The organism is Rhizobium sp. FG96 (assembly GCF_057808655.1).
The window spans coordinates 14,154-33,123 of the sequence record NZ_JBMDIL010000022.1 but is presented as its reverse complement, the minus strand read 5'-3'; the positions used below and the strand labels follow the sequence as shown (position 1 = coordinate 33,123).

The following is an 18,970-nucleotide window of genomic DNA, read 5'->3' as shown; positions in this document are numbered from 1 at the left end:
CTTGAACAATCAGGTGAGCTGATAGTTCCGATTTCATCGTCTTCGAAAAGCCCTCTGTCCAAAATCGCACGAAAAAAGACGCGACGGAACTTCCTCAACGGATCATGGTTCGTCCTGTCCTGGCCACTCGGCACTGTTGGAAACCGGAGGACGCTTGTGACTTGGGTCCATTTGTGCATCGACATGCAGCGAATGTTCGCGGAACCGACGCCATGGCAGGTTCCTTGGATGGCAAAGATTTCTGGCCAAGTTGTCGAGCTGGCCGGACGGTTTGCTGAACGAACCGTCTTCACCCGCTTCTTAACACCGCAACACGGTTCGCAGATGCCCGGAAGGTGGCATGAGTACTATGCCAAATGGGAGTGCATGACACGTGAAAATCTTCCCGACGAACTGCTGAATTTCGTGCCTGAACTGGGATGCTTCGTGCCGCCGGCAAGAGTTTTCACCAAGACCACATATTCGCCATGGGTGAGCGGTCATCTTCACCAAATTCTGACCCACGAACATGTCGACACTGTTGTCATCACCGGCGGTGAAACCGACGTCTGTGTTCTGGCAGCTGTGCTTGGCGCTGTGGACCTTGGATACCATGTAATCATACCGGCTGACGCGGTTTGCAGCGGAGCCGACAACACTCACGATTCAACCCTCGATTTGCTCGGCTCAAGATTCAGTGTTCAAGTCGAGGTGTCCTCGACCGAGCAAATCCTATCCTCAATGCGTTGATGCGAGGTACGGTCGAGAGCTGTGTTGCCGCACGGTCGCGTGAAAGTCCACACGTTGACGAAAGGATCTGTCCTATCGTCGCCGAGCTGGAGCGGACGCCGCTGAGGGTGGGTTCCCATTGACGCGGTGGAACCATCTCCTTCTGAGTCGGCTAGGCCTTACGACAAAGGAAAGTTCAAAATGTTTGTTTCCTCGCCGGTCAAGATCAGAAGCATTGCGATCAGGTTTGACGGGTCGGATCGCTGGCACAAAGCGGTCTCCGTCACAGATCTTGCGGAGCTCCTATTGTCGAGAAGGTGGCCGAGATCATCAGACGACGCGATGTGGCGCACAGCACTCGTCGCCTGCCTCGCTTCCCAACGGAGCGAGGCGAAGGCCGGCAAGGCTCGCAAGGCGTTCATCAAAGCTGCGCTGCGTGCTGCGCTTATCGTCAAGGCCGACACCCGGGTCCATTGATCCTCGCGGCCTTGCGGTACGGCACGTGCGTAGAGACAAGCCGCGCTGATAGCCAGATGCTTGCCGCCACGAACGTGCTCGTTAACCGTGGTCTTGACTTGGACGATCGCATCGCCTTGAGACAGGATCCCCAATGAGGGGTCCGGCACGGAACATCCTGCTCCCTTGTTCATTTCAGAAGCGCTGCAAGCAGTATGGAGGATCAGATGGCTGACGAAAGCGTGACAACATATGTCGACCGCCTCTTGCGCGAAGGGTTTGCCGTGGACGTCACGGAAAATAACGTGATCCTCATTCTAGATCCTGCCGACGCTTCAGGCTTGCTGGATGCGCGCGACCCGGCACGCGGAATCGATTTGACGATGCACAAGGATGCCGTCATTGCCTATCTTAGGCAAATTGGTCGGTCGGTGTAGTCGAAGAGTTGCCGACCGTCGCCGGACAAGCTACCAGTTCTCGTTGTGGGGACCTCGACGGTATCTGGGGTATTTTGAACCTCCACCGCGATAGGAATAGCCATGCTGGACAACCTATTTGATACCAATCGAAACGCGGCTTTAAGAAGACCGACGAACCGGCTGGCGAAACCACCGCGCACGCGAAATTCGCTATCGGCTTGACGAGCTCGGCCTGATAAGCTTTTGCAAGACGACCGGGGAAGGGACGCCACGTGGTGACGCCCCGCTGCGTAATTTTGTTGTCACAACGCTTGGCAATAAGACCTTCTAGTAGCGAGGCACGGAGACGTATCAAGGCGGTGCTTACCGCCACCACTGAACGCCCCGATGGCGTAGATCGGCCAGTTTGTTCCGAAGAAACCGTCAGCAGGTATCGCCGAACCATGAGCCGGCCCACCGTCATGGAGACGGCTGTGAAAATAGAGGGGATCGAAGGGCTTCTCCGGGCTGATGTACAAAAACGTACAATGGGTGGCGGCGACTCAAACGCAGTTTCATATTCTATCGATGCTTTCGATTTTTCAAAACAAGCTACTGGCGCTCTTGCCAGCGGAGGATAGGCTAGCGCTCGCTCCTCTTCTAAAGCGCAGGAAGCTTGCCCGCCACGACCTTCTGTTGAGGGCGCAAGATCATGTGGACAACGTCATCTTCATCGAAGACGGCGTCGTGTCGATTCTCGCCCAGGATCGTCCCGGACTGGACGTTGAAGTTGCAATGATCGGACGGGAGGGCATGATCGGCGCCCAATTGCTCCACGGTGTCTTTACCACTTACATGCCGGTCAAAGTTCGCATTGAAGGATCGGGATACGAGATCGCTGCTCCTGACTTCATCGCATTTTCACGCAAGAGCGCACGGTTTCGAGACCGCATTTGCCGTTATCTTGAATGGCGCCACGTGCAGATGGGAATGATTGCGATGAGCGGGCGCCAAGGTGACATCCCACAAAATATTGCCCGTGTGCTGCTTATGCTACATGATCGCTTGGATGGCGACAGCATCCCCATAACCCATGAAGAGCTTGCGCGCCAAGTTGCCGCTCACCGTCCAGGCGTCACGATAGCCCTGCATCTCCTGGAGGGAGAAAGATTGGTCCGAGCCAATCGTGGCAATATTTTTATCAACGACCGACCGGGCCTGGAAACGCTGGCCGGCGACTTCTACGGCATGCCCGAAAACGCCTGGTTTGAAATATTGTGTGGTCCTTCACCTGGTCCGGTGCTCGCTGACTAAGTCAAGCTGCAATTGCGGCCATTCCCGAGGATGCCCAAGCCGGTCGCTAGCCTCGTTCAAAGGCGTCGCATGGCAGGGAGCTGACAGAAATGACTACCCTATCGTCTTCCTTTCCATCCACGCCATACTAAACGTTATTTCGCCCTAGGAAAAAGGACAGCGCCCCTGGCCCTCACTGCGTCTTGGTTGATCTCCATCTGGCTCAGTCGATCCGTGTCGACAAAATCTTCGCTCTTGCCGCTGATGTCGAACGGGCGGCAGCTCGCGCGCGCTTGTCTCGCTCCCTGCCACTGTGGCCATGCCTGAGCGTCTCTGCCGTCCGGTCTATGTGCTAACCCGTCAGCTATTTCCCCTGAACTGAGCCACGGAATCGATTATAGCTCGTTCTCGGCAATGGATCCAAGACAGACGAGTGATGCAGCAGTTCGATTTTTTTCCAGATGAAAGCGAGGCTTCCGCGCTTGGCCCGCGGCGGCGGCGGGCAGTGAATCGGGCCCCCGCTATGACGAACTGGTTCGCCAACTGGAGGCGACTGGTCGCTATCGCGTCCTCAGCAAGCTAGAGCCGAGACCGATAGCGCCGGATCCACGAGCGGGCTTTCCTATGAGGGGCGTCATCGTTGATGCCGAGACGACTGGGCTTAACCATCGCGAAGACGAAGTGATAGAAATTGGCATCGTCAGCTTTTCATTTGACGCGCTCGGAGCAATCGGCGACGTCACTGACGTCTACGGTGCATTGCACCAGCCGACGAAGCCGATCCCGAACGAAATCACCCGGCTCACCGGAATTACTAACGACATGGTGGCCGGCCACATTGTCGACCCCCATCGACTGCGATCGCTGATCGAGCCCGCGGATCTAATCATTGCGCACTTTGCGGCGTTCGACAGGCCATTTCTGGAAGCTTTTTCGCCTGTATTCCACCGAAAGGCCTGGGCCTGTTCGGTGTCGGAGATTGATTGGGCTGCCCGCGGTTTCGATGGTACCAAGCTCGGATACCTGATCGGGCAGGCGGGCTACTTTCACGAGGCTCATCGAGCGGTCGACGACTGCTTCGCGCTGCTGGAGATCCTTGATCGTGGTCACGGTGAAAGCGACAGTTCGCCTTTTTCGGAACTTTACCGGTCGAGCCAGCGCCAGCGCGCGCGTATCATTGCTGAACACAGTCCGTTCGAGATGAAGGATCAATTGAAGAAGCGTGGCTACAAATGGTCTGACGGAAGTGATGGCGGGCCGAAGTCATGGTGGACCGAAGTCGACGAACAGGCTGTGCAAGAGGAGATCAATTATCTCCGCGCGGAGGTTTACGGGTGGGAAGACGCGGACCCGCTCGTGACATACACGACCGCTTTCGACCGTTATAAATAGAATCCGATATCGAGAGGGCCCACCTGACAGGCGTCAGGACATTGGCGGCGGCTATCCGGTCGCTCACAATCCAAAAAAATGCAACCGGATAGCCACCATCGGACGGATGGTGACTCGGATATTGATGATGGCTAATGCTGTCCGGCTGGAGCCGACAGGAGCACTCTAACGGCCCCAAAAAGTCCATTGCATGCGCGGGCGGTCCGAAACAAAAACTACTCAGCAGCTTGCCGAAGAGAATGTCCTTCAAGTGGCTCGACAAGCGCAATGATGTCGAAATCACTTGTCACGTAATGCTCTTCGGAACCGGGAATCGCTAGGGTCCAGAAATCCGGATCGTCGCCAAAAACCGTCGAGACTTGGACGATTGTTGTCTTCCCCCCGGTGTGCTCCTCGGAACGAGCCCAATAGAAAGCTTCAGGCACCAGACTCTTCATAACGCCTACTCCCCACAACAGCTTGGACTATATCAAAAATTACGAGAATGAATACCCCGACCTACGACAATCCCCAAGCACCCTCGGTTTCTCTCGACACCCAAGCGCTCCCAAGCAGGCCAGCTTCCTTGACACCGCATGGCAAGAGCATGGGGAACATGACTGACAGGAATTGGCAAATGGCGGCGCTGGTCCACATTGAAGACACGGCTTGGGAAGCCCGTTTCAGGTTGCGGCCTGAGGTTCCTCGTCGATGATCTTATCTAGGTGGTCTCATTCGGGTGGATTTCACGACCTGTGGCTCTGGCTCCAGGAGCGGCACTATGGCCCCAGGCCAGGAGATTGCTTACGAGCGGATCGTCAGTGTCGAAGACGAGGATGATCCTGCTATGGGAAAATCAATCGAGATTGGATGCGGATCGGCAAAGACTGTTTGAATAATTGAGCTTGCCCGCGCAAATGTCGGCGAGGGGGCGCGGTTCTGTTATCAGTAATTGCGTGATCGACCCGATGGAAGAGAAATTCCCCGACTACCCGGACGGGCGGAATGCTCAGTTCAGCGCAAACATCGGTCATTGGCTGCGGACCCCTTGGAAATGGATTGCTAGCGCCTTTTTTTTCGTTCGATACTGCGCCTGCATAGTGAACTCTTTGCTAGCTTTTTCAAAGGGTAAACCGAGCGGACCGCCATTGAGAGCCGTGCGCAAGGGCTTATCGCGCTATAAATCCCCGACCGGGCCTTCCCGATCTCGTCAATTCCTGTCTTCAAGGAACGCGTGTCGGCGCCGTTGGTAGCACTCGGCTCGACGTCTCCTGCACTGGAACCCGCGACTGATGGAAACCGTGAGCAGCGTGGTCGTTACCCGGATCACTTCCATCAAAGAGAGAAAGTTGGCTATGCCTCCCAAGGGCGAAAGTTTCCGATTACGATACAATCCATCCTTGCTGGCCAGCGGCATCATTGACCAGCGTTGAAGCTCAAGCTCCGTCACGTAGCAGAGACCAGCCGTCAGAGCCGCGGTTGAAACAACGCAAATCGCGATGTCAGACTAAGGTCCGGATCGGCATTAGACTGAGGTCCGTGGTCAGGAACAGCCTGCATTGATGGTGGTTTGTCTGGCAGCCTCAAGTCTCATCGACAAGGCTTTCGCTTCGACATTCAATGGAGGAAACCTACATGTTCAAGACAACCAGCATCGCCTTCGCGGCAGCCCTGCTTGCAAGCACCGCTTTTGCCCAATCGTCCAGTACCGTCGGTACGGGCGGCTCATCGGCTGGCGGAGGAACTTCGAGCAGCACGGTTGGGACCGGCGGAAGTTCGACAGGCGGTGATTGTCCGGCGGGCTCGGCCAACTGCCCGTCTGGAAGCTCCTCGACAGTGGGAACCGGCGGTTCATCTGCCGGCGGCGGAACGTCAAGTAGCACCGTCGGTACGGGTGGCTCTTCGGCTGGATCTGGTTCCGGATCGTCGACGGTGGGCACCGGCGGTTCGTCTGCTGGTGAGGGAGCGTCCAGTAGCTCGGTTGGAACCGGCGGGTCCGCTACGGGCACGGGCGATGCAGGTTCCGCTTCGTCCGTCGGCACAGGGAGCTCGTCGGCCGGCAACGGGGAGAGCGGAAGCTCCGTCGGCACCGGCTCGAGCCAAGCAGGCTCTTCCCATGACAACAACGGTAAGAAAGGCTGTGCGCCCGGTCAGATGAAGAAAAACGGTACCAGCCACTCCTGCTAACTGCAACGGCCGGCGCCTTTGGACGCCGGCCATCTCCGTTGGAGGCACCAAGATGACTTCTACATTCAGAACTCTTATCGCGACCGCGGCTATGGTCACCGCAAGCTGCGCTGCCGCCGAAGAAATCAAACTAGCCGACGGTACCAGCTGCACCTTGACTGAGGAACACTCTGGGTCGACCGGCATGTCAACCACAGTGACCGCCGGAAATGGCCAGGTAACGGCGTCAACGACAAGCCGGGGCGGTTCGACGAGTTCCTCTTCTGCGTCAACCTCCTCAGCCGGGTCCGGCAGCGTCAACAGTTACTCGAGCGCGAGCGTAACGCGACCAGACGGAACCGTCATCACAAAGCGCTCGGACGGTACCTGCTCCATCATAAAGCCCGGCAAATAGTAGGAGACGATTATGAAAAGGCCAGAATTATTCAGCGCGATCGCACTCTCATTCCTGTTGGCCACCGTGCATGCGACGGCACAGGACTGCAGCGCGGCAGGAACTGTTGCGACCGGTGGGAGCGCAAGCGCCGGTGGAACGTCGGCCAGTTCGCTTGGCACTGCTGGATCATGTCAGACGGACGGCGGCACAAGCTCATCTGTCGGTTCTGGGGGCAGCGCTACGGCAGACGGCGGAAGGGCGATGAGCAAGACCCACGTGAATGACAATGCAGATCGGCTCAAGGCGCAGACGAAATCCCAAGCTGTCGACAAGGGCAGCTTTAGCAAGTCAAGAACCCAAACCACAACGAATGGCGACACGCTTCAGAGCACGACGCGCACCATGTCGCATGAACCGGGACAGAAGCCCGTCAAGAACACAACGCAGCAGAAGATAGTTCTGCCTGAGCAATAAGCCTAGAAAGGATGATCGAATGAACAACTTGATCTGGCTTGTCGGTGCAGTCGTCATTATCCTGGCCATACTGAGCTTTTTGGGACTGCGGTAACACCGCACGCTGAACCTCGGGGCGGCCTTACTTCGGGCGCCCCTCGCCTATTGTGCGAAATCGTACGAAAGCAGAAAGGTGCTGACACCCCGCCCGTCGGCAGATAGGGTACGGCGATAGCTTATCTGCCCATACGGAAGCTGCCCACGTGGAATTTCATACTGTTCTCATTTTGGAGAACGAAGCGTTCATCGCGATGGACATCGAAGAGATCGCCTCATCGCTTGGAGCGAAATCCGTCACAACCTTGGACAACAGAGCTGCGGCGATCACATGGCTCGTGGCGCACAGTCCAGATATTGCAATTGTAGACCCTCTGTTGAACGATGGCGTCTGCAGCGATGTGGCGGCTTTACTATCGGCGAGGGGAGTTCCCTTTGTCGTTTACGCGGGAGCCGAAGTTGTCGGAAAAGGTTCTGAAGCCTTTGCAACGGCTCTGTGGGTTGGGAAACCGGCAACGCCTGAAGCCTTAAGGCAAGCAATGCTCGAGGCAGGCGGCGGACAATCGCTCCGCTGAGGATTCGCGCGGGTTCCCTATATCTCGGTCCACCCCTTAAGGGCTACTCGGATGACCCTGAAGTCGCCGTCGTCAGCACCAGGTGTCGGTAGCACGCAATGGTCCACTCGAGACGCTGGAGTGCTCCCAACGGGAGCCCGGCAATGCTGCCACAGGAGGTGTTGCCCGAACCGTGAAGAGCTCGTGAGGCCGTGCCCCGGCACTGCCGATAAGCCCCGCCGCCGGGCTCCAGCACAAGCACGCTCGGCCGGAGCCTCTCCATGTCTCAGGCAACTGAGTTGGGAGATGCGAAATTCCCCGACGCAGGCGCGGTTTCTTCGAGACCCTCGGTCTGGATGTCTGACGTATCGGCCGACGCGGATGCGTCGGCCGATTCTCCGACAGCAACCCCGAACGTCGCCACCTGCACCATCAACTCCTTGGCCTTCTGTAGCGCGGTCTCATCGTCGAGCTGGCCTGCAGCGACCATCTGTACGACGATGGATTCACCGCCTTCTCCGTTGAACGCCACTCTGAATTTGCCGTCGCTCTGCTCTGAGATGTTCGTACTTGTCACTTCCATATTGTCCTCCTGTTTTTTTGCAATAGTGCAAGATGCTGCCCGATAAAGTGCGATCGCGCCTTTGCAGACGGCTCCGCCCTGTCGGGCGGAGATCACTCAACAGGCGGCGAAGCTTTCCCAAGCTTCAAAGACGGCTCGCGGCCCCACACCCGCAACTTTCCGAGTTCTGATAGAAACTCCGTCGCCGATTTAGGATCACTGAGCGCAATCGTACCCTCATCAAGGGACTGTGAGATACCTGCCTTGTCGAGGAGGGGGAGCGCAGATTGGTCGTAGCCGATATATTTGCAATGCTGGAAGGCGTCTGCAACAAAATCCCGTGCGGTCGCCTCCTTGACAAGGTCATCGATCGCCTGGTGTGAAGCGAGCACGGCGACAGCGTCGAAAAGCACCGAAGGACCGCCATCAATCATACGATGAGCCTTCAACCAGGATCCGTCCGATGCCTTCACCCCGCCGACTTTTGGCGCAATAAGTTCCACGATCGCCTTTTCCTTGCCAGCGGCCTTGATGATTGCCTGAAGCAGCTTCGCATCGGTGCCGTCAGTGACCAGGACTCCGAGCTTTCTACCCTCGAACCGTTTCGGGCCGCGCTTCACGATACTGAGTGCCGGCGAAGGATCGAGGTCCTGACGGGTGGGCAGCGCCGCTTCTGCTGGTTTTGGCATCGCCTCGAACCCCAGCTTTTCTGCCACCGTGGATGCGAGGGTTTCGTCGATGTTGAGTAGGTGAGAGACCATCCGCTCCCGGATCGCCAGCGTCTCGACCTTGCTCAGTTCGAACGTTAGCGCCATGGCGATGTGGCGCTGCTCAGCGCCGGTCTGGCTGACGTAGAACTGCCGCGCCTGACTGTAATGATCGGCAAAGCTTTCTGGACGCAGCCGGACCTTCTGTCCCTGCTCCTCCGCCGAAAAATGCCGATATCCGCGCGCCGGCGATTCCCTTGGCCCTTCGTCGAACGAATTCGGCTGATAGTTGGCGCGGCCGCTTGGATTTCGCATCGCCATATGCCCGTCCTGCTGAAAAGTGTGAAACGGGCACTTGGGCGCATTGATAGGCAGATGCGTGAAGTTCGGTCCGCCTAGCCGCTTAAGCTGGGTGTCGAGATATGAGAAGTTTCGACCCTGTAGGAGCGGGTCGTTGCTGAAGTCAATGCCTGGAGGGACGTTCTGCGTCATGAAGGCAACTTGCTCGGTCTCGGCGAAGAAGTTGTCGGGCATGCGGTCCAGTACCAGGCGGCCAATGGGGCGCACCGGAAGAACCTCCTCCGGAATTATCTTTGTCGGGTCGAGGACATCGAATTCGAAGCTGTCGGCAAAGTTCTGGTCGAAGAGCTGCACGGCAAGCTCCCATTCAGGGAAGTTACCTGACTGGATCGACTGCCACAGGTCGCGACGGTGGTAATCGGGGTCGGCGCCATTGATCTTGACCGCTTCGTTCCAAGCAACGGACTGCAGGCCGAGCTTCGGCTTCCAATGGAATTTGACGAAGGTGGACTGCCCGTCTGCATTGACGAAGCGGAATGTATGAACACCGAAACCTTCCATGAAGCGGAACGAGCGTGGGATGGTCCGGTCCGACATGATCCACATCACCATGTGCATGCTCTCGGGCGTCAGGCTGATAAAATCCCAGAAAGTGTCGTGAGCGGTCTGCGCCTGGGGAAAAGCACGATCCGGTTCCTGCTTTGCAGCATGAACCATATCGGGAAACTTAATTGCATCCTGGATGAAGAACACCGGAATATTGTTTCCGACCAGGTCCCAGTTGCCCTCTTTTGTGTACATCTTGACGGCGAAGCCACGTACATCGCGGGCAAGGTCCGCGGAACCCTTATTGCCGGCGACAGTCGAGAACCGGACAAAAACCGGAGTCTTTTCTCCAGCGCGCTGAAAGAGGTCGGCGCGCGTGATATCAGCGAGCGACTCATAAGTTTCGAAAAAGCCGTGGGCACCATAACCACGTGCGTGGACGACACGTTCGGGAATCCTCTCATGGTCGAAATGGAAGATTTTTTCCCGGAAATGGAAATCGTCGACTAAAAGCGGCCCCCGCGCTCCGACCCGCAGGGAATTCTGATCATCGGCGACGGGAGCGCCCTGCGAGGTCGTCAGCACATCATGACCGTCCTCAGCGAACTGGTGAAGCTCGCCACCGGCTCCGCGATGAAGCTGTTGGTCATGAATGGTCACGGTTGATCCTGAACGGTCGGTTTTCGTGGCGCGCTTGGCCATAGGGTGGTCCTTCGAAAGATGAGCAAATTGGTGGGCCATCTTGAAAGACGGCCCTCGAGGCAATCACTTGGCCGAGGCTGTGCCCATAGCCTTGACATTCGCCTGCGACCCGGCGAGCGCGGTCAGCTTTTCGTCGGTGGCCACTTCCTCCGCGAGGTTTGCTTCAAGGAGCGCAACGGCGTCCTTCAAGCCGAGCTGATTGGCCCATGCAATCAGGGTGCCGTAGCGGGCGATTTCGTAGTGCTCGACTGCCTGGGCCGATGAAATGAGCCCGGCATCGAGGGCGTCAGAACCGTTGTATTCCTCGATAATCTCTTCACCTTCGGCAATAATTCCTTGGATCGCTTCGCAGGTCTTGCCGCGGGCGGGCTTGCCGAGAAATTCGAACACCTGTTCAAGCCGCTCGATTTGGCCTTGAGTTTCATCGCGATGGTGCAGAAATCCGGACTTTCCTTCTTCCGACTGAGCGGCCCGCGCCATTTTCGGCAATGCTTTCAGAATCTGCTTTTCGGCGAAATAAATATCCTTCAACGTGTCGAGAAAAAGGTCGTCGAGGGTCTTTGTCTTTGCCATTGTTAGTCCTCCAGAACTGGCTTCCGCGGCCGCAATCGCCCCGGCCTGAGATTTCGCAGCACCAAACGGCACAGCGCTTCCACAATGTTTGCTCGCTGACGTTGTTCCGGTACTGAAGCGTACAAAGGAATGGAAAGGTGCAGCCAAATACACATGATCTGAGCGCGACAGCGCCACCTCACGTGGCAAACACGCCAATTATTGGTGACGCGCTGCTGCACGAAGACAAACAATGGCGCACGCGAGGCACGCCGGGGGGGCCTTGGCATCAAAAGCTAGTTGGCGGCCTCGATCCGGCTGCCACACAGGAAAGGGGCGGGAGATCGCGATTTTCCGCGTAGAGGCCGCCAAGGCGGCCGGTGCGGCGCTGGATGGGGACTGGTACCGGTCGCCCGGGCGACAGAAACAGCGGCGGCTCTCCGCTGAATTGTCGCTGGGCTCGCAGACACCGCTTTGCTCTTCGTCTTTTGCCTGATGCTTTCGGCGCCGTGCGGAACTATCTGCCTCCGGCAGCGTAGATGTACGAACATCGGCATTGGCAGTGGAACGGCAGACGGAGACATGAAATGACAGACAGCAAAGTCCGACCAACTCTTATAGCTGAAGGCGCCCGCCTGGGAGAAACCGTGCCGCGGGCGGTGATCGATAGAGCGACCGCCTCAGTCGGAATACCGCCCGAGCCGGGCTTTAACGCGGGGGAGGAAATTGACATCATTCGAAAGCGGCTGGAAGACCTGCGTCAGCAGCTTAACGCCGCTTCTGATATGGTAAGAGGTGGCGCTCGTCAGGGAGCGCGGCAAGCGGAAGCGGGGGTAAAGCTTTACCCGATGTCTAGCCTTTTGGCCGCAGCCGCAGCAACGGCAGCATTGACGCTCGCAATCGTCGGCCTATCCCCTAGATCGCGCCGCTCGCGTTACGAGAGAGTCTTTGACGATTTACGCGGCCTTTATGACAGCGCTTTTGAACGTCTGTAGCCGAAGTATATTCGGACAGGCGAGACTGCCTGTGTCAAGCAGGGTCGCACCTCCTCAGTATCATCTTTCGGGCTTCTTGGCGTTTCTTGCCGTGAAGATCGATGTGACGTTCGAACCGAAAACCGCGCGAGCGATGGAAGCGTCCTCTAAATCGGACGTTCGGCGTCTCTGTCGCTCCCGAAGGAGCTCCTGGCGCGGCTGGAAGAATGCCGGCCTGTCAAGCGGTGACAGCCCGAATTCTCGTTCGATACGATCAGCCAATTCGAATGCCGCAAGCCCGAGTCGGACGTACTCGCTATTCCGCTTTTCGAAATATTTCTCGTCTGACGTCTGCGTTTGGAGATGATCCAGTGCGTGACTGACGTTTCGCGTTGAATTGGGCATTCTGATGAGAGCTTCTTCCAAATCCGTCCCGAGGATAGACCAATCTATATCCGCGGGAAGTGCGAAAATCGGTTCGTCAGTATGCATGAAGTAGTGCTCCGGATCGTCCTCATCGAACTCCGGCTTGTCGAAGGCAGCCGCGTGGCACGCGATTGCAAAATCATCCAAGAGAAGCAGAGCGCGCAATGCTGTACGCGCCGCAGCAATTGGTGGGCGACCCCAGTTCCAGCCCCCTAGCGCCACTAGCCCGACAGCTATAACCGCAACCAGCGAAGCTCCCGTCAGGAAACCGACAATCAGACCCGAGATTGGAGACGCGAGACTTTCCAAAGAATCCTACCCTATTTTTCCTCAACGATGCATCTGCCCTCTTATCACGAGAGTAGCATGAGTCGGCGAGATGGTCAGTTTGCAACTCAGACATCTGGACAGCAAGGCGGTAGAGCCCCGGGTACGGGATCGCACCAAGCTGGGGCGACGAGGCAAAGGGATGTCATCCCGGACAATCTCTGCCGGCAGAGGCCGGCCCAAGCCTTGTCGCGTTGTCCTCGCCAGGCTGCAAAATTTCCGTCTGCATCACCAAGCAGTCAACGCCGCTTCAGTAAACGCCCCAGAACGAAAGGCCTCAATCTCGATCGAGATGTCCTTCCGCCGCCTTGTGAAGATATTGGGCGCAGATCAGCCATCCCTTGAGTGGTCGCAAAAGCGACATGCATGCCGCAACGGTCAGCGGCAACGTTGACAGCAAGTGCACCCAAATTGGCGGGTTAAAGCTGAACTGAAGCCAAAGCGCAAAACCGAGCGCGGGAACTGCAACAACGCTCATGGCAAAGAACGCGGGGCCGTCGGCGGGGTCTGCGAAATCGTAATCGAGCCCGCAGATTTCGCATGACGGTGCAAGCGACAGGTAACCGCGAAAAAGGTGGCCGCGTTGGCAGCGTGGGCATAACCCCCTCAAGCCCGCATAGATCGATATGGTTGCTATGTCACGATCTGGTTCCATGACCTTCGCCTTTGCTAACGCAAACGAACCGCAGTTGACGGCGATGGTTCCAGCCAGACCAAACGTGAACCAAGACGCTAGTCTATCCGTATGACGTCACGAAACCTGATGACGTCCAGTACGCTTCCCTTCTCGTCAGCGATTTCGAACGACAACCCGTCGATCGGCTGATTATGCAAAACCATTTCGGCAACCATTTCTCGTGCGGCGCGCCGCGCTTCGCATCTCGCGTGGTCTAGGGAGGGCAAATCCATACCTTCTGCGTCCGTTTCCCGCTCCCGGTCGGAGCTGATATTGAAATAGAACATCATCTTGCCACCTCAGGCTCAATAACGGTGAGGGGCCCTTTGCTGTTCCATAAGCTAGCACCTGATCGCGGACACAGCCTCGCTCAGTCAACAGCAGCGCGGACAACAGCTACCGGCAACACTCCTTTCGATCCGTATGGAGCGCCTGCGGTGTCTACGGACATCCGCGCCATGTGAGACCTAGGTCAACCGGGGGATCAGAGATCCTTCTTGATGCTCAATCGAAGCGCAGCAAAAACAAAATGCGTCGCGCTCGCGCGCGACGCATTGTCTTCATGGGTAGCAACATGAAGGTCGCTCTTTCGGGCCAGACCATCTCGGCTTGCACCAACGAGGGGCAGACCGAGTGACACACCGTAACCACGCTGGCGATCAATGGTTCCCGAGCGAAAGACTTCTTCTGATCCGCGACGTCTACCTTGATCATGTTGTGCTGCATCGATCTTAGGTCTTCGTGCGATCCCATCGCAAAGCCGATGTGGCGACCTTGCCGGACCGCAGGGGCCAACGTCGCATTGTAACAATCGGACGTAAGCGCCGAGATAGGCAAGGCAGCTCGAAGATGAACCCGGCGTTACCCACGGCAACGCCGGGTTGTGAATTACTTGTTCAGATCTGTTGCCATCTTGAGGTGATGCTCGAGTGCAGGGCGCGTTTTGGCTGCCCAGGCCTTCAGTTCGGGGTTGTCACCTTCCTCCCCATATCGCTTGAAGAGATCGACGGCATCTTCGTGCACATCCTGCTGATCAGCGTGATACTGCTTCGTGAAATCGTCGCCGTTAAGTTTCTTGAGGTCATCGAGCATGCTTTGCTGTGCCGAACTCATTGCAGCTGGGATGGTGGCCTTCACCTTTCCTCCAGAAACGAGTGCCTTCAACTCGTCCGACGTCTTTGTGTGATCAGCTACCATCTGCTGCGCAAAACTCTTGGTCGCAGCATCCTGTGACTTTTCGGCGGCGAGTTTGCTGGATTCAATTTCGAACATGTCGCTCCCTGCGGCTTCGGTGACGAAGTCTTCGGTTTTGGGGGCGACACCCATTACTGAATTGACGCCCGTCTTTTCTGCTGCCGACTGGGCGAGGACGGGCGAGGCGAACAGGACAGAAAGTCCGGCAATGGCGAGGGCGTGCTTCATCATTTGCTCCTATGTGTCGATATAGCAGTAGCCAAACTTCGAAATGGATCATCTGTTCCAAGGGTCAGCGGTTTCGTGCAGTCAGACAGCCCAGCATATCTCGATTGATCGGAGCAACCTGCGCCGTTGCAGGTTCAAGGCCCATGCGGCCACCTGCGGAAGCGAGGAGCGCGAGCCGAGGACTGCGCACCCTCCGGCTTCAATATCTACGCCCCTTGGGAGGGTCGCGCATATAAACTGTTGAGAGCCTTGCATGGCACGGGGCCGCATACGGGAGGATAGAATGGATACGCCTTCGATCGTTGGCTATTGCGCATCCGCGTGTTCGGTCATTAGCTTTGTGCCCCAGGCCGCAAAGGTCATCCGCACGAGAGACACCGCGGCGATTTCGGGGTGGATGTACGCTCTGACAGTTACCGGTTTCGCGCTGTGGACGGGCTTCGGTGTCCTTCGCGGCGAGCTTCCAATCATTCTGACCAATTCGATTTGCTTCTGCCTATCTGCATTCATCCTGACCATCAAGATGATCGGGCATCGGTAACATGCAGGTTACGTCGGTAAAGCATCATGATGTGTTCGCGAGAAAGGGGAGTTTCGCCGGCTGGCCCGCAAACTACGGCATGTGGTTGTGGGAGAGGGAAGCTCTTGTCGTTTTTGCGGTTGGAGTTCTTGGAGACCAAGGCAGGCTACATGCTCGCGACAAGCATAGCGACTGCCTGCCAGTTCAGAGCCGGAGCCTCGACGGAGGTAGGACATGGCGATCGGAACCTTTCTGCGGGATCGTGCCCGGCGGCCGCAGCCTGTCGGCGAACGAACATGTGGATCAATCACTCCGGTCCGGTCCAAGGATAGACCTACTCCCGTCAAGCAGCCAGTCGTCCAGAATGGATTTCCAGGATCCGGAAGTCGTAGTCATGGCAGCCCGCACAGGCATCGATGGAGGCGCTGAAAGCTGGTTCTATGTCAGCCGCGACAGGGGACGAAGGTGGAGTGGGCCTCACGCCTTTACTGGCCTGCATCAAACCGGGGTTGCGGCCCGAACTGATCTGATCGCGATCGACCGCAATCATGCACTGTTCATGCTTAGCCGTTCCAAGAGAGACGGCAACGAAGGGCAGTGCATGTGCGTTGAGACGATCGATGGAGGGTTAAGCTTTTCTTGGAAAAGCGATCTTCCATTCGATGGTGACGGCTATGCCATCATGCCCACAAGCGTACTGCCAGATCGTTCCGTTTTGACTGTCGTTCGACGCGGCCGCGGTATCGAGGAGGGCGGATGGCTTGAGGCCTTTCGGTCAATGGACTACGGAAAGACTTGGGAGCCGCTGGGGGTAGCACTGGGCCTGGCGGTAATCCTGGCGCCTTGGTCGCGATAGGCAGCGGTGAATATGCCTTGCTCTATGGCTACAGGGGCAGCCCCGCCGGCATAAGAATGAAGCGCACGACGAATGGCACGCATTGGTCGGTGGAAAGCATTATCCGGTCGGATGGCCTGCTGCCTGATCTCGGTTATCCTCGTGCGGTAAGCCGACAGGATGGCAGCGTACTGACCGCTTACTATATGAATCGCGGCGAAGAAGGCTTCATATCGTCTTCAACGATTTTCCTTGCCTAAGACCGGGGCGGGTCGTATCGGCGGACACCGGCGCCGGTTGAACAGTCGGAGCGGTCATCGATTGGTGCGGTGAGAGGCGACAAGTATTGGTTTGAGCGCGCGCGGCGCTGTTTATGGAACCAAAGCATCCTGATCGCCGTTGCAGCGCAAACAGGAATGGTTGGCGCGATGACGGGCAGGCAGATATTGACGTACATGCTGATTATAGTTGGTATCAGCGCCGCCGCGTACCTTCTATACGAGACATTCAGCGAATACTCGTTGCGGGAGGTCATCGGTTCCGTTCGAGAGATTCCTGCTCAGAACCTCGCCCTGGCGATGCTCTTTGCCTTCGGTTCATATATTTGCCTGACCGGTTTCGACTGGGCAGGCGTCCGTCATGTTCACAGCGACCTTCCTTACCCGAAGATCGGCTTGGCATCCTTCATCGCGCTGTCGATTGGCCAAAGCGTCGGCTTTTCGGGGCTTAGCAGCGGCGCACTGCGATACCGGTACTACGCGCGTTGGGGATTGAGCACCGAGGATGTCGCCAAAATCGTTCTCCTGTCGGGCGTTACAGTCGGTGTCGGCATGGCAATGCTATCCGGCATCGTTTTGACATTGAACCCTGCAGACGCCAGTGCGGTGCTCGGTCTCAGTGAAGCAGCGGTGAGATCGATTGGCATTGCAAGTATAGTCGCGGTGGCGGCATATCTCCTGCTTGCTTCCTTTCTAAGGACCCCGCTGCACATCCGCTCATGGACATTCCAGATGCCGACGCTACGGATTGCCGCCCTCCAAGTGATCGTCGGGACAGTCAACTTTGCACTGGTCTCCGCATGTTTGCGCGAAGTGATGGCAGTGGGCGGCGATGTCAGCTATCTCAAGGCCGCGACCGCCTTCACCTTGGCTAATATCGCTATTCTCGCCACGCACGCTCCAGGCGGCCTCGGCGTCCTGGAGGCCACAGTCACCCATGTAATGGGAGACCAGGCCTCAATTGGATCACTTGTCGCCTTCCGCGCGATCTATTTCTTCATTCCTTTTTTCATTGGTCTTCCTCTGTCGCTGATTACTGAAGCAGTCTTTCGCGCCAACAAGAGAAATCGAAGCCCGGTGATAGCAGAAATCGAGCGCGCGTCGGCCTGACTGTATTATTCCGACGCCATGCTGGCCTTACGCGCGCGACAGTCGACTCGCTTCGAACCGAGCCAGATTAACCGGTCGCAAACACCGTCACTTTGAAGACTTTGCCAGTCGGTCCGCGAGGTCAGAGGCACTGCGATCCAAAAAGCGGTCGCTGACCCCGCCGCAAACCGGGCATAGAACGAACGCGAAATCTGGTCTTACTGTGCAACCGCTCTGACTTCGATGCTGGAGAGTGCCTCAGTCAAGCCATCATTAGCAGGTTGCTTTTTGGCGCATGAGAGATACCCATTTTGAAATTCAAATGTGCCGGTCTGCTTCAATGTCCGACCGAGGTAGTTCATCACCTCCTCGCGCCGGCTGATACGAGGGTCGGTGATCGGGATCGTTATATCCTGATCGTATACAACGACCGTTTAAGGAATTGTCGTGCCTATCTGCGGTTGCCGAAACCCAGAGGCGCCCGACATGCGGATAGTCCGGTTGATATTCGGCCGGGTAGGCGTGATTGGTAACGTTGCTGTTCGCCTCGCTCAGGCCGGTCAGTACGTTGATCATGACACTCTCTGGAGCAGCCTCGTCTTCGCATCGACAGGTGCGCCGGTCAGATAGATGGTCTCCTCGCGGCTGCCGTCGCTCGTTTTTAGTCCGGCCGAGATCGATGGCGATCGACGGGAGAAGAAGCGCCTCGGGCGCCGGCCAGGGGAGGGGGCTTGCCGTCGCGGCCAGTGCCCAGGCTTGAAGATAGGACAGATCCGAGGTGAGAGCCCTCAGCGAATTGGCGCCCATGCCTTCGTTGACGAGATGACGAAGGGTTTCGACGTCCTGGTCGGTCAGTAGTTCTGCGGGCTCGTCGCGCCGCTCGATCGGCAGGACCGCGGCGATCGTATCGAGCTCGCTGGCTCGGCGATCGACGGCACTCATCTCGGCATTCCGTTTTCGTCGTAGAACTCGTCGTGGTTTGAGCTGGCGCCGGGCGGCGCGCTGGCGCGCCCTTCCGCTGCGAGCGCCCGGAGGTCATCCATGGTTCCTGCGGCCTTCGGGATCGCGGTCAGCTCCGCGATCGGTATGCCGCCCCGGCAGATCACGAAGACCTCACCACGCAGCGTGCGTTCAATCAGTTCGTTAAACCGCTCGGTAGCCTCGTTCACATCAAATAGGATAGGCATTCATCTTTCCCCTG

At 57.3% G+C, this 18,970-nt stretch carries 23 protein-coding genes and 1 pseudogene; 14 read left to right on the top strand and 10 right to left on the bottom strand.

The features are described from left to right. Positions 1 to 156: 156 nt before the first annotated feature. The 5 genes from ACODR6_RS30730 (at position 157) to ACODR6_RS30710 (ending at position 4,247) form a co-directional block, all read left to right on the top strand. Positions 157 to 729, top strand: a complete 573-nt coding sequence (locus tag ACODR6_RS30730; RefSeq protein WP_489026275.1) for a cysteine hydrolase family protein — start codon at positions 157 to 159, stop codon at positions 727 to 729. Positions 730 to 909: 180 nt separating this feature from the next. Further along, positions 910 to 1,185 carry a DUF982 domain-containing protein gene (locus tag ACODR6_RS30725; protein WP_112716059.1) on the top strand — a complete coding sequence of 92 codons (276 nt, stop codon included), beginning with the start codon at positions 910 to 912 and terminating at the stop codon, positions 1,183 to 1,185. 206 nt (positions 1,186 to 1,391) lie between these two features. Then, entirely contained in the window at positions 1,392 to 1,601 is a 210-nt protein-coding gene (locus ACODR6_RS30720; protein WP_489026273.1) for a hypothetical protein, read from the top strand. Between the two features lie 492 nt (positions 1,602 to 2,093). After that, positions 2,094 to 2,876: a Crp/Fnr family transcriptional regulator gene (locus tag ACODR6_RS30715; RefSeq protein WP_112716061.1), complete on the top strand. Its 783-nt coding sequence runs from the start codon at positions 2,094 to 2,096 to the stop codon at positions 2,874 to 2,876. A gap of 510 nt (positions 2,877 to 3,386) precedes the next feature. Continuing rightward, positions 3,387 to 4,247 carry a 3'-5' exonuclease gene (locus tag ACODR6_RS30710; protein ID WP_489026317.1) on the top strand — a complete coding sequence of 287 codons (861 nt, stop codon included), beginning with the start codon at positions 3,387 to 3,389 and terminating at the stop codon, positions 4,245 to 4,247. A 215-nt stretch (positions 4,248 to 4,462) separates the two neighbouring features. Here the strand turns inward: ACODR6_RS30710 and ACODR6_RS30705 are convergent, their stop codons facing one another. Beyond that, positions 4,463 to 4,684: a hypothetical protein gene (locus tag ACODR6_RS30705; RefSeq protein ID WP_489026272.1), complete on the bottom strand. Its 222-nt coding sequence runs from the start codon at positions 4,682 to 4,684 to the stop codon at positions 4,463 to 4,465. 1,177 nt (positions 4,685 to 5,861) lie between these two features. Between ACODR6_RS30705 and ACODR6_RS30700 the strand changes: the two genes are divergently transcribed. The 4 genes from ACODR6_RS30700 to ACODR6_RS30685 all read left to right on the top strand — a co-directional run bounded on the left by ACODR6_RS30700 (position 5,862) and on the right by ACODR6_RS30685 (position 7,874). Then, a complete protein-coding gene (locus ACODR6_RS30700) occupies positions 5,862 to 6,413 on the top strand; it encodes a hypothetical protein (RefSeq protein WP_112716067.1) in 552 nt (183 codons plus the stop codon). Positions 6,414 to 6,465: 52 nt separating this feature from the next. After that, positions 6,466 to 6,807 (top strand): hypothetical protein, encoded by a 342-nt coding sequence (locus ACODR6_RS30695; RefSeq protein ID WP_112716069.1) that lies wholly within the window; start codon positions 6,466 to 6,468, stop codon positions 6,805 to 6,807. A gap of 9 nt (positions 6,808 to 6,816) precedes the next feature. Then, on the top strand, positions 6,817 to 7,263 hold the full coding sequence (locus tag ACODR6_RS30690; RefSeq protein WP_413709013.1) for a hypothetical protein: 447 nt from the start codon (positions 6,817 to 6,819) through the stop codon (positions 7,261 to 7,263). A 242-nt stretch (positions 7,264 to 7,505) separates the two neighbouring features. Continuing rightward, complete coding sequence (locus ACODR6_RS30685) at positions 7,506 to 7,874, top strand: response regulator (RefSeq protein WP_112716073.1); 369 nt, start codon at positions 7,506 to 7,508, stop codon at positions 7,872 to 7,874. A 265-nt stretch (positions 7,875 to 8,139) separates the two neighbouring features. On the opposite strand, the gene ACODR6_RS30680 is transcribed toward ACODR6_RS30685, so the two are convergent. The 3 genes from ACODR6_RS30680 to ACODR6_RS30670 all read right to left on the bottom strand — a co-directional run bounded on the left by ACODR6_RS30680 (position 8,140) and on the right by ACODR6_RS30670 (position 11,243). Next, a complete protein-coding gene (locus tag ACODR6_RS30680) occupies positions 8,140 to 8,436 on the bottom strand; it encodes a hypothetical protein (protein ID WP_130279517.1) in 297 nt (98 codons plus the stop codon). 92 nt (positions 8,437 to 8,528) lie between these two features. After that, on the bottom strand, positions 8,529 to 10,670 hold the full coding sequence (katE, locus tag ACODR6_RS30675; protein ID WP_489026269.1) for a catalase: 2,142 nt from the start codon (positions 10,668 to 10,670) through the stop codon (positions 8,529 to 8,531). Between the two features lie 63 nt (positions 10,671 to 10,733). Beyond that, the gene (locus ACODR6_RS30670) at positions 10,734 to 11,243 is read right to left on the bottom strand and encodes a YciE/YciF ferroxidase family protein (RefSeq protein WP_112716079.1); all 510 of its coding nucleotides are present in this window, start codon (positions 11,241 to 11,243) and stop codon (positions 10,734 to 10,736) included. Positions 11,244 to 11,809: 566 nt separating this feature from the next. Here ACODR6_RS30670 and ACODR6_RS30665 point away from each other — a divergent pair. Then, complete coding sequence (locus ACODR6_RS30665) at positions 11,810 to 12,217, top strand: hypothetical protein (RefSeq protein ID WP_449098986.1); 408 nt, start codon at positions 11,810 to 11,812, stop codon at positions 12,215 to 12,217. A 60-nt stretch (positions 12,218 to 12,277) separates the two neighbouring features. Here ACODR6_RS30665 and ACODR6_RS30660 read toward each other — a convergent pair whose 3' ends face one another. The 4 genes from ACODR6_RS30660 to ACODR6_RS30645 all read right to left on the bottom strand — a co-directional run bounded on the left by ACODR6_RS30660 (position 12,278) and on the right by ACODR6_RS30645 (position 15,047). After that, positions 12,278 to 12,931, bottom strand: coding sequence for a hypothetical protein (locus ACODR6_RS30660; RefSeq protein ID WP_112716083.1), 654 nt, complete (start codon positions 12,929 to 12,931; stop codon positions 12,278 to 12,280). Between the two features lie 295 nt (positions 12,932 to 13,226). Then, positions 13,227 to 13,604, bottom strand: coding sequence for a DUF983 domain-containing protein (locus ACODR6_RS30655; protein WP_112716085.1), 378 nt, complete (start codon positions 13,602 to 13,604; stop codon positions 13,227 to 13,229). 77 nt (positions 13,605 to 13,681) lie between these two features. After that, positions 13,682 to 13,915, bottom strand: coding sequence for a DUF6894 family protein (locus tag ACODR6_RS30650; RefSeq protein ID WP_203431562.1), 234 nt, complete (start codon positions 13,913 to 13,915; stop codon positions 13,682 to 13,684). Between the two features lie 598 nt (positions 13,916 to 14,513). Then, the gene (locus tag ACODR6_RS30645) at positions 14,514 to 15,047 is read right to left on the bottom strand and encodes a DUF4142 domain-containing protein (RefSeq protein WP_112716091.1); all 534 of its coding nucleotides are present in this window, start codon (positions 15,045 to 15,047) and stop codon (positions 14,514 to 14,516) included. 283 nt (positions 15,048 to 15,330) lie between these two features. Between ACODR6_RS30645 and ACODR6_RS30640 the strand changes: the two genes are divergently transcribed. The 4 genes from ACODR6_RS30640 (at position 15,331) to ACODR6_RS30625 (ending at position 17,790) form a co-directional block, all read left to right on the top strand. Then, positions 15,331 to 15,588 (top strand): SemiSWEET family sugar transporter, encoded by a 258-nt coding sequence (locus ACODR6_RS30640; RefSeq protein ID WP_112716093.1) that lies wholly within the window; start codon positions 15,331 to 15,333, stop codon positions 15,586 to 15,588. A gap of 373 nt (positions 15,589 to 15,961) precedes the next feature. Continuing rightward, positions 15,962 to 16,423: a hypothetical protein gene (locus ACODR6_RS30635; RefSeq protein ID WP_489026265.1), complete on the top strand. Its 462-nt coding sequence runs from the start codon at positions 15,962 to 15,964 to the stop codon at positions 16,421 to 16,423. A gap of 56 nt (positions 16,424 to 16,479) precedes the next feature. Next, a complete protein-coding gene (locus ACODR6_RS30630; RefSeq protein WP_489026263.1) occupies positions 16,480 to 16,662 on the top strand; it encodes a hypothetical protein in 183 nt (60 codons plus the stop codon). A 168-nt stretch (positions 16,663 to 16,830) separates the two neighbouring features. Continuing rightward, positions 16,831 to 17,790 (top strand): lysylphosphatidylglycerol synthase transmembrane domain-containing protein, encoded by a 960-nt coding sequence (locus ACODR6_RS30625; protein WP_112716181.1) that lies wholly within the window; start codon positions 16,831 to 16,833, stop codon positions 17,788 to 17,790. A gap of 621 nt (positions 17,791 to 18,411) precedes the next feature. Here ACODR6_RS30625 and ACODR6_RS30620 read toward each other — a convergent pair. Continuing rightward, positions 18,412 to 18,711 (bottom strand): annotated as a pseudogene (locus tag ACODR6_RS30620) (integrase); the annotation flags it as partial. Next, on the bottom strand, positions 18,708 to 18,956 hold the full coding sequence (locus ACODR6_RS30615) for a type II toxin-antitoxin system Phd/YefM family antitoxin (RefSeq protein WP_112716097.1): 249 nt from the start codon (positions 18,954 to 18,956) through the stop codon (positions 18,708 to 18,710). The gene ACODR6_RS30615 and the pseudogene ACODR6_RS30620, both read right to left, overlap by 4 nt. Between the last annotated feature and the right edge of the window lie 14 nt (positions 18,957 to 18,970).

Excerpts from the sequence above, each read along its gene's own strand:
- ACODR6_RS30725 (WP_112716059.1), top strand. The coding sequence starts at position 910 with ATGTTTGTTTCCTCGCCGGTCAAGATCAGAAGCATTGCGATCAGGTTT.
- ACODR6_RS30720 (WP_489026273.1), top strand. The coding sequence starts at position 1,392 with ATGGCTGACGAAAGCGTGACAACATATGTCGACCGCCTCTTGCGCGAA.
- ACODR6_RS30715 (WP_112716061.1), top strand. The coding sequence starts at position 2,094 with ATGTACAAAAACGTACAATGGGTGGCGGCGACTCAAACGCAGTTTCAT.
- ACODR6_RS30705 (WP_489026272.1), bottom strand. The coding sequence starts at position 4,684 with ATGAAGAGTCTGGTGCCTGAAGCTTTCTATTGGGCTCGTTCCGAGGAG.
- ACODR6_RS30700 (WP_112716067.1), top strand. The coding sequence starts at position 5,862 with ATGTTCAAGACAACCAGCATCGCCTTCGCGGCAGCCCTGCTTGCAAGC.
- ACODR6_RS30695 (WP_112716069.1), top strand. The coding sequence starts at position 6,466 with ATGACTTCTACATTCAGAACTCTTATCGCGACCGCGGCTATGGTCACC.
- ACODR6_RS30680 (WP_130279517.1), bottom strand. The coding sequence starts at position 8,436 with ATGGAAGTGACAAGTACGAACATCTCAGAGCAGAGCGACGGCAAATTC.
- katE (WP_489026269.1), bottom strand. The coding sequence starts at position 10,670 with ATGGCCAAGCGCGCCACGAAAACCGACCGTTCAGGATCAACCGTGACC.
- ACODR6_RS30670 (WP_112716079.1), bottom strand. The coding sequence starts at position 11,243 with ATGGCAAAGACAAAGACCCTCGACGACCTTTTTCTCGACACGTTGAAG.
- ACODR6_RS30665 (WP_449098986.1), top strand. The coding sequence starts at position 11,810 with ATGACAGACAGCAAAGTCCGACCAACTCTTATAGCTGAAGGCGCCCGC.
- ACODR6_RS30655 (WP_112716085.1), bottom strand. The coding sequence starts at position 13,604 with ATGGAACCAGATCGTGACATAGCAACCATATCGATCTATGCGGGCTTG.
- ACODR6_RS30650 (WP_203431562.1), bottom strand. The coding sequence starts at position 13,915 with ATGATGTTCTATTTCAATATCAGCTCCGACCGGGAGCGGGAAACGGAC.
- ACODR6_RS30645 (WP_112716091.1), bottom strand. The coding sequence starts at position 15,047 with ATGAAGCACGCCCTCGCCATTGCCGGACTTTCTGTCCTGTTCGCCTCG.
- ACODR6_RS30640 (WP_112716093.1), top strand. The coding sequence starts at position 15,331 with ATGGATACGCCTTCGATCGTTGGCTATTGCGCATCCGCGTGTTCGGTC.
- ACODR6_RS30635 (WP_489026265.1), top strand. The coding sequence starts at position 15,962 with ATGGCAGCCCGCACAGGCATCGATGGAGGCGCTGAAAGCTGGTTCTAT.
- ACODR6_RS30630 (WP_489026263.1), top strand. The coding sequence starts at position 16,480 with ATGAAGCGCACGACGAATGGCACGCATTGGTCGGTGGAAAGCATTATC.
- ACODR6_RS30625 (WP_112716181.1), top strand. The coding sequence starts at position 16,831 with ATGACGGGCAGGCAGATATTGACGTACATGCTGATTATAGTTGGTATC.
- ACODR6_RS30615 (WP_112716097.1), bottom strand. The coding sequence starts at position 18,956 with ATGCCTATCCTATTTGATGTGAACGAGGCTACCGAGCGGTTTAACGAA.